8 protein-coding genes are annotated in these 12,020 nt (G+C 70.4%); 4 read left to right on the plus strand and 4 right to left on the minus strand.

All coding sequences use genetic code 11. The features are described 5' to 3' along the window. Nucleotides 1-125 precede the first annotated feature (125 nt). A complete protein-coding gene (locus ACZ4W9_RS38105) occupies nucleotides 126-698 on the minus strand; it encodes an HD domain-containing protein (protein ID WP_467943815.1) in 573 nt (190 codons plus the stop codon). A gap of 340 nt (nucleotides 699-1,038) precedes the next feature. After that, nucleotides 1,039-1,770, minus strand: coding sequence for a helix-turn-helix domain-containing protein (locus ACZ4W9_RS38110; RefSeq protein WP_467943816.1), 732 nt, complete (start codon nucleotides 1,768-1,770; stop codon nucleotides 1,039-1,041). Nucleotides 1,771-2,989: 1,219 nt separating this feature from the next. On the opposite strand from ACZ4W9_RS38110, the gene ACZ4W9_RS38115 reads away from it, so the two are divergent. From ACZ4W9_RS38115 to ACZ4W9_RS38125, 3 genes are all read left to right on the plus strand, one after another. Continuing rightward, on the plus strand, nucleotides 2,990-3,343 hold the full coding sequence (locus ACZ4W9_RS38115) for a hypothetical protein (RefSeq protein WP_467943817.1): 354 nt from the start codon (nucleotides 2,990-2,992) through the stop codon (nucleotides 3,341-3,343). A 136-nt stretch (nucleotides 3,344-3,479) separates the two neighbouring features. After that, complete coding sequence (locus tag ACZ4W9_RS38120) at nucleotides 3,480-6,611, plus strand: Tn3 family transposase (RefSeq protein WP_467943818.1); 3,132 nt, start codon at nucleotides 3,480-3,482, stop codon at nucleotides 6,609-6,611. 152 nt (nucleotides 6,612-6,763) lie between these two features. Continuing rightward, nucleotides 6,764-7,261, plus strand: a complete 498-nt coding sequence (locus ACZ4W9_RS38125; protein WP_467943819.1) for a hypothetical protein — start codon at nucleotides 6,764-6,766, stop codon at nucleotides 7,259-7,261. A gap of 306 nt (nucleotides 7,262-7,567) precedes the next feature. On the opposite strand, the gene ACZ4W9_RS38130 is transcribed toward ACZ4W9_RS38125, so the two are convergent. After that, a complete protein-coding gene (locus ACZ4W9_RS38130; RefSeq protein WP_467943820.1) occupies nucleotides 7,568-9,367 on the minus strand; it encodes a hypothetical protein in 1,800 nt (599 codons plus the stop codon). A gap of 320 nt (nucleotides 9,368-9,687) precedes the next feature. On the opposite strand from ACZ4W9_RS38130, the gene ACZ4W9_RS38135 reads away from it, so the two are divergent. After that, the gene (locus tag ACZ4W9_RS38135; protein WP_467943821.1) at nucleotides 9,688-10,596 is read left to right on the plus strand and encodes a recombinase family protein; all 909 of its coding nucleotides are present in this window, start codon (nucleotides 9,688-9,690) and stop codon (nucleotides 10,594-10,596) included. Between the two features lie 67 nt (nucleotides 10,597-10,663). Here ACZ4W9_RS38135 and ACZ4W9_RS38140 read toward each other — a convergent pair whose 3' ends face one another. Next, a complete protein-coding gene (locus ACZ4W9_RS38140; RefSeq protein ID WP_467943822.1) occupies nucleotides 10,664-11,158 on the minus strand; it encodes a peptidylprolyl isomerase in 495 nt (164 codons plus the stop codon). Nucleotides 11,159-12,020: the final 862 nt, after the last annotated feature.

Below are 12,020 nucleotides of genomic sequence, written 5' to 3' on the forward strand. Positions count from 1 at the left end.
CCCCCCCCCCCCCCCCCCCCCCCCCCCCCCCCCCCCCCCCCCCCCCCCCCCCCCCCCCCCCCCCCCCCCCCCCCCCCCCCCCCCCCCCCCCCCGCGGCCGGTGGCCTCGCCGGGGATGGTGGCGGTCAGGGCAGGAAGTTCTGCTGCCACTGCAGGGAGTCCATGCTCAGCGCGGCGTCGGCGAGGGCTTTCGCGGAGGGTGTCTTGAGCGAGGCGAGGCTGGTGTCGATCCAGTTCTGGGTGAGGCTGTAGCCCTGTTCCCGGTATTCGACCGCCTGGACCAGGCATTCGAGCTTGTCGGCATCGCGGGCGACGATCGCCTCCGGGGTTTCGCCGGCCTCGTACTCGTCGACGGCGCTCTGCACTCCGGTGCGTACGGCCGGGTGGGCGTTGGAGACCTGGTCGGCGGTCACCGCCTGGTTGGGGGCGGCCTTGAGGTACTTCCGGCCGATGTGCGGGATGTCCCCGATCCGGGTCTCCTGGCTGTCGTGGAACAGGCACAGCAGCGCGACCCGGGCCGGGTCGACGCCTTCCATCATGGCGAGTACCGAGCCGATCACCCCGACGCGGAAGGAGTGCTCCGCCACCGATTCGGGGGCCTTGTTGCCGGTGAACCACCAGCCGGTCCGTGCGACGCGCTTGAGCACGCCCATCTCGGAGATGAAGCTCGCGGTGCCCTTGTGGGTCTCGTCGGCCATGCGGTCCTCCGGTGTCAGCGGTTGTGATCGAAAACGTAGTGGACATGGGCGAGTTCGCGCCGCGATCTCGCCGAGACGGCCGCCCCGTCCAGGAGTTGGCCGGCCTGCTCGCGCAGCGGCCCGGCCAGCTGCCCGGCCGCGTGCGGCAGCCACGGGAACGCGGTCAGCAGCGCCCACAGCGAGTGCGCGTACAGGTCGACCTAGCCGGGCGCCAGGTGCAGCCCGCGGGCCAGGCCCCGCAGCAGGGTCACCGGATCCCAGCCCGACAGGTCCCGGTCCCGCATGAAAGTGTCGTCCGGTTGCGGCAGCGGCAGGGCCCCCAGCCACAGCGCCCAGTAGTTCAGGTTCGCGGCTTCCGCGGTGTCGTCGTCGGCCAGGGCGCGGTCGATGAAGTCCAGCAGCGGCTGCGGGTCACCGAGGCGGGCGAGCGCGGTGGCGGTGGAGCGGGCCTCCGCCCAGTGGGGCGACAGCCCCGCCGGGCCAGCACGTCACGGCGCCGGTGGAGGGTGTGTGCGGTCCACGCGGCCGCGTCCGACCCCTGGTCGTAGGAGGCGAGGTAGAGCGCCTGGCGGTGCAGCAGCACCCCGCCCTCGCCCTGCCGGGCCGCCGCCTCGGTCGTGCCCCGCAGATGGTCGAAGAACACCGCCCGGTCCGCGGCCGCCAGCTGCGGCGCGACGGCGACCGGACCGCGCCGGGGCCGGGGCAGCCGCCCGGCGAGCGCCGGCGGGATGGTGCCGTTCAGCGCCCAGGCCAGCATGTGCGCGGTGTCCCGGGTGTGCACCCATCCGGCCAGCGGGTGCGGCCCGCCGGCCTCATCCTCCAGTCCGGCCGCGATGATCCGGTCCGCGTCCATCGCCGCGTCCAGCCACGGCACCAGCACCACATCCGCACCGAGCGCCGGCAGCCGCCGCCGGAGCTCCCACAGCGCCCCGGCCCGCATGTTCGCCAGCGGACGCCGCCCCGACTCCCAGCCCTGAAGCGTCTCCACGTCCACGCCCAGGGCCTCCGCCAGGACGGCCTGCGTGCACGGGATCGACTCGCGGACCAGGCGCAGCACGAACCCGCTCACCATGCCCGCTGATGTTCGTCTGGGCCTGCCCATACCGGCCTGCTCCCCGGTCGCCCTGCGCACCGAAACCCGTACTCACGGTCAGTCCTACCGCATCCCGCCCGCGGAATGCGGTCGACATCCGACGAACGAGACCGTGCCGCCCGCGACGACTTGACCCGACGAGGCCCCGATGAGCAGCACGCACCTGGCCCTCCACGACCCCGAGGGGCGCCTCGATGCGGAAGTCCCCCTCGACCGGCAGCTCCACAAGGCTCTGGTCAAAACCGTGCTCGGGTGGACCAGCGACCCCAGCCTGCCACCTGCGGACCTCAACCAGACCGCCCTGCTGCTCAGCGGCGCCGCTCGTGCCGTGGCCGCCGACGTCCGACGAGCCGCAGGCCTGCTGCCCGACGACCACGCCGCCCGCGTCCTCGCCGACGTCGTCCTGGAGGAACCGACCAGCGCCTGTCCCTCCCGCTGGAGGGCACCGCGCGCTGCGCCCAGGGCCACGCCCGGCTCGTACGCGCCCTGTACGAGCGCCTGGACCGCCTCACGGGCGTCGTGTCCCAGGCCGTCATGGCCCCCTGAGACCCCCGCGCACCCCCCCGGGACCAGACCCCTCCGAGTGCGCGGTGCACCGGCACCACCGCCTGGCCCAACCCGGGCCGGGCGCGCACCACTCGACACCGAGAGGGGCACCACCGTGAGTACCGCAACGACCGAGCTGCGCCGGTTCCTGTGGGGTCAGATCCGCGGGTGCGGGCGCTGGGATGGCCTCGTCCCGGCCGACGCGCGGCTCACCTTGCACCAGGGCCACGACATGGGCCGCCCGTCGCTGTTGGCTTGCGGGCCGGCGATCCGCGGGTACGCGTCACCGGGGCCGCGATCGCCGTCCGGCCGGCGGCGGCGCCACGGCCGTAGCGGGTCATCGCGCCGGGCGAGCCGCCCGTGGGCCGGGTATCCGAAGCCGGCCTCCGGGCGGCCGAGGGAGCCGCGGGACGCTTTTCGGCCGCCGCGGGTCAAGCGGCTCCTGTCACGGCTGAAGGTCGCCGGTAGTCGTGCAGCGGCGGTGAACGCAGGGCCGGCCCCGTCAGGGGGAACCTCACTGCCATGCGAATCACGGGATTGAGCCACCTGAATGAAACGGCGGAGTGGTGGGAGTGGAGCCTGCCGAAGGTTTCGTACGATCATCTCCCGCGCCGCCACCCCACCTGGAATCATTGAATGAAAGGCAGTGCCCATGAGCGACCAGAACGGTACATCCGATAAGGGAAAGTGGCCCAATGGAGTTGTACGCCTGGGAGACGACGTCTCTGCGGGGCCTGACCAAGGAGCCGACAGATTCGCTTTGGCGGGTCAGGGAATCATTGACCAGATCCTGCCCCTGCGCTTCGTCACTTCCGACTCCCGGGTCTACGTCTCCCTGGCGGAAATCGACCCGAACGGCGACCGCAAGCCGTTCATGGGGGCGGCGGCCCTGAAGGTCTACAATGTGGTACCCAAGGACGACAACACCGTGCACATCCGAATCGACATCGACTGGCCCGAGGAACTGGTTGTCGTGGCCTCCGTTTTCTACTTCAACGGTTCCTGAGGTACGGCCTCGGGGAACATCGGTACAGCGGTTGGCGCTGAGAACGATCATGGTCAGCTAGCACACTGGCTGGGGGCCCTGCTGGGGTTCGCGGAAAGATCGTCGGACGGGCGCTGCGGCTGGCTACGGTCCGCTCGTGCCGGTGCGGTTTCTGACTGATGAGCAGGCCGAGGCGTACGGAAAGTTCGCCGAGGAGCCGACCCGCCCCGAGCTGGAGCGGTTCTTCTTCCTGGACGACGTCGACCGCGATCTGATCGCCCGGCGGCGCTCCGCGCACCACCAGCTCGGCTTCGCGCTCCAGATGTGCACGGTGCGCTACATCGGCCGGTTCCTCCCGGACGATCCGCTGGATGCGCCGTGGCCGGTGGTCGAGCACCTGGCTGCGCAGCTCGGTATCGAGGACTCGTCGGTGGTGAAGCGGTACACCGAGCGGCCGAAGACGGCGTACGAGCACGCGTGGGAGATCCGGGACACCTACGAGTACCACGAGTACGACGATGCGGAGTGGTCCCGGCGGTTCCGCACCTTCCTCCACGGCCGGGCCTGGACGCACGCCGAGGGCCCGAAGGCGCTGTTCGACCACGCGGTGGGCTGGCTGCGCCGCAATCGCGTACTGCTGCCGGGCGTCTCGGTGCTGGCCCGACAGGTGTCGGAGGTGCGGAAGGTCGCGGATAAGCGGCTGCACGCCACCGTCGCGGGCGCCGCCCGCCGCGCGGACCCGGCGCTGCCCGGGGATCTGGTGGCGACGCTGAAGACGCCGGAGGGCTCGCGGTTCTCGGAGCTGGAGCGGCTGCGCCGGCCGCCGACGCGGACGACGGGCACGGCGTTCGCCCGCGCACTGGAGCGGGTGGACGAGATCGGGGCGTACCGGCTCGGGCGGCTGAGGCTGTCGCAGATCCCGCCGAACCGCATGGCGGCGCTGGCCAGGTACGCACTGGGGTCGAAGGCGCCGCTGCTGGAGCGGGCGGCGGAGCCGAAGCGCACGGCGATGCTCACCGCGGTGATGCGGCACCTGGAGGCGAAGGCGATCGACGAGGCCCTGGATCTGTTCCAGGTCCTGATGGCCACCCGGCTTCTGAACTCGGCGAAGCGGAAGACGGAGAAGGAGCGGCTGTCGACGCTGCCGCAGCTGGAGAAGGCGTCGCGGGTGCTCGCGCGGGCGGCGAAGGTGCTGTTCGAGGAGTTGGAGCTGGTCGAGGAGCAGGAGGCGGACCTGGACGTGGCCGCGCTCTGGGTGGCCGTGGAGGAAGTGGCCCCGCGCGCGGCCGTGATGAGCGCGGCGGCCACCGTGGTGACCCTGGTGCCGGAGGACGAGAACTCGGCCGAGGTTGCCATGCGGGCCGCGCTGGCGAACCGGTATGCGACGGTGCGCCCGTTCCTGTCGTTGCTGGGCGAGTCGAAGGCGCTGGACGCGGCGAGCGCCGGGAAACGCGTCCTGGCCGGGGTGCGCGGCCTGCCGGCGCTGGCCCGGCGGAAGACGGGGGTCAAGCCGCTGCTGCCGCGCGAGGTGGACGACAAGCTCGTGCCGCCGGCGTGGCGCAAGGCGGTGTACGCCAACCTCGATCTGCCGCAGGGCGCGGTGGACCGGGACGCGTACGTGGTGTGCGTGCTGGAGCAGCTGCACCGGGCCCTGAACAACCGCGACGTCTTCGCTGCCCCGTCGCACCGCTGGTCCAACCCGCGGGCCCGCCTGTTGGACGGCCCGGACTGGGACGCGGTCGAGGAGGACGTCCTGGCGGCCCTGAGCCTGCACATGCCCGTGACCGAGCACCTGGCGGAGCTGGTGCGGGGCCTGGACGCCGGGTGGAAGCAGCTCGCTGAACGGCTGGAGGAGACGGGGCCGGCGGCGAAGGTCTCCATCGAGGTGCAGGACGACGGGCGGGTGAAGCTGAACGTTGACAAGCTCGGCGCGCTCGGCGAGCCGAAGTCCCTGACCTGGCTGCGTAAGCGGGTCGAGAAGATGCTCCCGAAGATCGACCTGCCGGACCTTTTGTTCGAGGTGAACGCCTGGACCGGGTTCCTCGACGCGTTCGTGCACCTCGGGGACGGCACGACCCGGATGAAGGACCTGTCCACCTCGGTGGTCGCGCTGCTGGTGTCGGAGGCGTGCAACATCGGCCTGGCCCCGGTGGTGAACCCTGGCCATGAGGCGCTGACCCGGGCCCGGCTCGTGCACGTCGACCAGTACTACCTGCGGGCCGACACCATCGCCGCGGCGAACGCACGGCTGATCGCCGCCCAGGCCGCCGTGCCCATCGTGAAGTTCTGGGGCCAGGGCCTGCTCGCCTCGGTGGACGGACTGCGGTTCGTCGTTCCCGTCCGCACCGTGAGCGCGGCGCCGTCACCGAAGTACTTCGGCTTCAAGCGGGGCATCACCTGGCTCAACGCCGTCAACGACCAGGTCGTGGGCATCGGGCAGATGGTCGTGCCCGGGACCCCGCGCGACTCCCTGCACATCCTGGACGCGCTGCTGAATCTGGACGGCGGCATCAAGCCGGAGGTGGTGGCTACCGACAACGCCTCGTACTCCGACATGGTGTTCGGCCTGTTCAAGATCCTCGGCTACAACTTCAGCCCCAGGTTCCGTGACCTGGACGACCAGCGGTTCTGGCGGGCCACAATGCCCGGCGTCGAGACCGGCACCTACGGCGCGTTGGAGGACCTGGCCCGCAACCGTGTGAACCTGAACAAGGTGATCACGCACTGGCCGGACATGCTGAAGGTTGCCGGTTCCCTGGTCACCAACCAGGTCCGCGCCTACGACTTGCTGCGCATGTTTGGGCGCGAGGGGCGCCCCACCCCGCTGGGGGCGGCGTTCGCGGAGTACGGGCGGATCGCCAAGACCGAGCACCTGCTGCGGGTGGTCGACCCGGTTGACGACACCTACCGCCGGCAGATGAACCGGCAGCTCACCGTGCAGGAGTCCCGCCACAAGCTCGCCCGCGACGTGTGTCACGGCAAGCGCGGCACCATCCACCAGGCGTACCGCGACGGCATGGAGGACCAGCTCGGTGCGCTCGGCCTGGTCCTCAACGCCATCGTGCTCTGGACGACCCGCTACATCGATGCCGCGGTCGCCCAGCTTCGTGCCGAGGGCCACGAGATCCGCGAGGAGGACGTCGCCCGGCTGTCCCCGCTCAAGCACCGCAACCTCAACCTGCTGGGCCGCTACAGCTTCACCGCCAGCGTTCCGGCTGCAGGCGTCCTGCGCCCGCTGCGTGATCCGGAAGCGCCGGAGCTGGACGAGGACGAGACCGGCGAGGGGTGAGCGCCGCACGGGACGCCCTGCCGGCCACGACGGTTCGCCTGATCGGGTGGAGTCCCCGCGCCCGTCGTCCGCTGCGGCTGCCGCGTGCCGATGATCCATTCGATGAAGCCGTGGCGATAGGCACTGTGGCTGGATGGGATGAGGGAGCGACTGTGAGCAGCGTGGAGACCGCCACCGGTATCACGACGGTGGACATCCAGACCAGCGAGGCGTACAGGGAGTCGGACAGCACGTTCCAGGCCCCCGACAACATGGTCGTCGTCGGCCGCGCGCACGACGGCGACAAGAACGGGCGCACCTGGTACTCGTACGCGTCGGTGCAGCAGGACCGCAGGGCGTGCACCGTCACCGATCTGAAGTGGAGCGCTCCTCACAGGGAGTCGTCCGGCGAGGAGTTCGTCGCCCCGGACGGCACGGTCATCGTCGGCCGCGAGCACAAGGGCGACGAGAACGGCAGCACCCGGTACTGCTACGGCGTCCTGCGCGACCCCGAGGGCAACAGGCTGGAGGTCATCCGCGGCAAGTGGACGGCCGAGGTACCCGAGTACGACCACGTCGTGCAGGCCCCCGAGGACCAGATCCTCATCGGCCGCCGGTACCAGGGCGGCGAGAACGGCAACACCCGCTACCTCTTCGGCATCGTCCTTTAGGGGTCGGCCGTCTTGTGGCGCCCTGCGCCTGCCCGGCGGATTGCGTGCGGGCGGGCGCAGGGCAGCGGGGAGAGCGCCAAGGGCTTGCCGTACCTTGATGCCCACCGTTCACTCCCGGCCATCAGCCACCGGACAGACGGCCTTGGCCCACGCGGCCACCGTGCCGGCGCGTGGGCCGGCCGGTGCCCGTCTTGGCTGCGCGTCTGCCTCGTACGAGGAGGCGGCATGTCCGGTGACCGCATGGGGCGCTGCGCCGTGGCGTTACGGCGTGGCGTTACGGCGTGGCGCGGCGATCACGGTGCGGGGTCAGGACCAGTGCTGGAGGTAGTGGTCGTCCTTGAACATGATGAAGGCCTGGGGGCTGTTGGGGGCGATGCAGACGCCGTCCAGTGTGAAGGAGAAGTCGGTGCCCGCTACGTCTGGCCAGTTTTCGCTGATGCGCTGGGGGCCGGCGGTGATCTTCTTGGTGGACAGGTTGTAGCGGACGTACTCCTCGCCCGAGAAGAGGTACACGTCCGTGGAGCTGCCGGGGACCGGGCAGGCAGCTTGGATGTCGTACGTGAACCGGGTTCCGTCCAGCCCCGGCCAGTCGTAGAGGACGAGCGATGGCCGGATGTCCAGCTTGTGGGTGGAAAGGTCGTAGCGCGCGTACACCTCGTAGGAGAACAGGTAGACGTCCGTGGAGCTGCCCGGCACCTGGCAGGCCGCCGTGATCCCGCGGTCGGCGAAGATGGTGTTATCCAGGGCCTGCCAGTGACTGACGGTGGAGACGGGGCCGCCGGTGATCTTGTTTGCGATCCCGTCGTAGCGCACGTACTGGTCGCCCTTGAAGAGGTACATCTCGCTGGCGCTGCCGGGGACGTTGCAGACGGCGTCGAGATCGGCGTCGAAGCCGGCCGCGCTGAGCATCGGCAGGGTGGAGAGCAGCTTGCTTTCCCCGGCCGGCAGGGCGGGCTCCTCGCCCGTGTAGCGGGCATAGAGCGTGAACTTGCCCATGCCGTCGGAGGAGGCGTCGAAGTCCCACAGCACATAGCCGTTGGTTTCGTAGAGGGGACTGAGGAACGCGGGGCCGAAGGCGAAGCCGCGCGTCAGCACCAGGTCGTCCTTGTTGCGCATGGCCTCCCAGATGGTCGCGAGCAGGCCCAGGGCTGCGTAGAGGTGACCGTACAGGTCCATGCCGGGGATCACGCTCAGGAACAGGTCCTGCAGCGCCAGGTCGTCGACGATCTGCTGGAGGGCGTTGCCCAGTGCCGTGTACCACTCGGCGCTGGACTGGTCGGCCTCCCACAGACTGATCACGGTTGAGCCGCAGCCGCTCATGTGGGTGTCGAAGAATGCCTTGCTGCCGGTCGCGGTGTCACCGGGGATGGGGTAGGTGTTGCCCCCGCTGACGGCTCCTGTTTCGCCGGTGCGGGTGGTGTGCTTGTAGTCGAGGGAGTTGGACGCGGCCGTCCAGTAGATCTCGTCCCTGCCGCCGCCCTGGTCGCCCACGGGCGACTCGCAGTGGAACTGGACCCATTCCAGACGGGCCCGGAAGGACGTGTTCGACCGGGCGGCCTGCCCGCCGCCGGCCCGGGAGAAGTAACCGGTGACGCCGTAGCCGTACTCGGCCAGCGCCTTGGTGAACTGCGGACTGTCGTGCACCTCGCCCGAGGCCACAGCCGCCACGTCCACCAAGGCGATGTTCGGCATCGCGCCGATCAACGGCAGCACCTCACGCAGCGCCGCCCGGTACTGCTCCCGGTCGAAGCCCTCCTCCAGAGCACGCGTGACCACCGCCTGCGGCACGATCGCCACCGCACCGGCCCCCCGCTGCCCGGCGTAGGCGGCACCGATGGCACGCACTTCGTCCTCGCCCAGCACCTCCTGCAACGGGCCGAGCAGCGCCTGCTCGAACTCGGTCAGCGCCAGGCCCCGCTCGAAGCGGGCCGCCGCATGCAGCCACACCCCCGTCAGCACGTTCACCGGCCCCCCGCGGACAACCCGGTCCGCCCGCACCCCGGCCTCGGCCAGCCCCGCCCCCGACAACAGCGCCTGCCACCGCCCCAGCCGCCGCGCCCGCTCCTGCTCGCCCCGGGCCTCCATCACGCCCACACCGTCACCCATCACTGCCTCCGGCTGTTCGTCTCCACCGGTCCGGGCCCCGGGCGGCTGCCTCGGGAAAACACCCGGACCGGATCGCCAGAGAACAGTTTGTATCTGTTCGATTACGATGCGTTAGAGGATCTTTCGGCCAGGGGCGGCCGTACATCCCCTCGCTCCGCCTGTCGGCAAACGATCGTTTGACGACAGACGGCCGACGCGTCCAATGAACCCGGACATTCCCGGACACCGGGGCGGCACCGATCCAATCAGATCCGATGGTGATTGCTGACAGGGTTTGACGACAGATAGGGTCCGATCCTCCGCATGGAAGGATCCCCTCGGTGGCGAACCTGGTCTACAAGCGGGTCTCGACCGACCAGCAGTCCACCGCCCGGCAGAACCTCGTCCTGGACGAGGCCGGGATCGAGGACCCGGTCGTCTTCGAGGAGGACGGCGGCACCTCCAGCCGCCTCCACCCCCTCCAGCGCCCGAAGTTCCGCGCGCTCCTCGACTACGCGCGACCGGGCGACACCGTACACATCTCCGAGATGTTCCGCCTCGTACGCGGCACCGGCCACATCCTCGACGTGCTCGATGTCCTCCACCGCGACCGCCTCGCGCTGCGCATCCACGACGGCGCGTTCTCCGCGATGGACCTCACCGCCCGCCACCCGCGCACCGGAGAGCTGCTATCCACCGTGAAGTTCATGGTGCAAACCCTCGCCGCCGCCGGCGAACTCCAACGCGACCTCCAGCGCGAACTGACCTACGACGGACTGCGCGCCGCCGAGGCCAAGGGCAACAAGGGCGGACGCCGCCCCGCCGTCCCGGCCAACAAGGCCGACGCCGTGCGCACCGCATACCTGGAGGGCCGCTCCATCGCCGCCCTCGCCCGCGACCACGAGGTCAGCCGCGGCGCCATCCGCACCGCCGTCGCCGACCTCATGCCCGACCACACCACCACCGAGCAGGAAGCCCCGGCCCCGGAGCTTCCGGTCACCCTCGACATGCCCGGCAAGGTCGCCGACTTCCTCCGCACCGCCGGCCTGGAGCCCGCCGAGCGAGCCACGCTCGACCAAGGGGTGACCGTACGGCGCGGCCAGGGCTACACCCTGCGCGTCAGCGCCGTACCCGCCGTACACCGCCAGCTCGTCGACCGCTGTCAGCCCCTCGACAGCACCGCGGCGATCCCGGCACAGCGCAAGGCCCGCCGCGAGTACGCGAACCGCGTCAGCAACCTCGACCGGTAACCAAAATCATCACCTGGCGGGTCTCTGCCGTATCTGGGTCAGGCCCCACCAACGACCGATCGAGGGATCACAGCTCTCCGCACGTGTCGATGACGACTTTCTGTGAGGTCTTGCCGGTCTGAGAGCCGAACGACTCGATCCTCTTGACGACGTCCATGCCGCTGGTGACTTCCCCGAACACGACGTGCTTGCCGTCCAGCCAAGGTGTCACCGCTGTGGTGATGAAGAACTGAGAGCCGTTCGTGTTCGGCCCCGAGTTGGCCATCGACAGCATGCCCGGCCTGTCGTGCTTCAGCTTGAAGTTCTCGTCGTCGAACGTCTCGCCGTAGATGCTCTTGCCGCCGGTGCCGTTGTTGTTGGTGAAGTCCCCGCCCTGGAGCATGAACTGCGGGATCACTCGGTGGAAGGTACTTCCCGCGTAGCCGAAGCCCTTCTCACCCGTGCACAGCGCGCGGAAGTTCTCAGCCGTCGTGGGAACGACGTCAGCGAACAGCTTGAAGGTGATGCGGCCGAGCGGGTTGCCGTTGGCGGAGACCTCGAAGAAGACCTGGGGATTCGACATAGCGGAAGTGTGTCAGCTCCGGCAGGGCCGGAGCTGACATTGACGCGGTGGTGTTCGGGGGCCAGGGACACAGTCCACTCATGGATCTCGGTCATCGCGTCTGCATGGTCGATCCGGCAGCGATGTCCGTCGGGGTGCCGGGGCGAAGGACGGGCTGACTGGTGATGTGAAAGCTCCCCACTGGCCACCTTGCGGCTGGTGTCCGAGGTAGGACTACCGGGCCGTCAACGGCCGTTCGGATACTCCCCGAATGCCGGGCCGTGCTCGACCAGGGGGTGACCGTACGGCGAGGCCAGGGCTACACCCTGCGCGTCACCGCCGCGCCCGCAGTCCACCGCCGACTCCTCAACATCTGTCGGCCCCTCGACGGCGCCTCGGGGACCGCCGTGATCCCGGCCCCAGCGCAAGGCCCGCCGCGAGTACGAGAACCGGGTCAGCGCACTCACCCCCTGAGCCTGATCGTTTTCAGCGCCAACCGCTGTACCGATGTTCCCCGAGGCCGGGGTACCGTCAGTTCGGCGGCAGGCTCAAGGATTTTCCGACCGGCACCGCGGTCCGGGCGCTGCCGCGCCCGGCTGTCGCGCTGGAGGTCGCGCCAGGGTTCGCGCCTCGGTGACCGCGCCGGCCCGCGACTGCTTCACCGACCACGTGGCACCAGCGCACATACATCTGCCCACCCGCGTCGGGCCGCCCCGGCCGAACCGTCACCGGCCCCCCGGAGCATGTCCGTTCACGGCCGATGTCACCTCGGCGGTGGCCCGGGTCCCCACGCCGAGGGGCGGGGGGGGGGGGGGGGGGGGGGGGGGGGGGGGGGGGGGGGGGGGGGGGGGGGGGGGGGGGGGGAGGTGGGGGGGGGGGGGGT

The organism is Streptomyces sp. NPDC029296, from assembly GCF_055569255.1.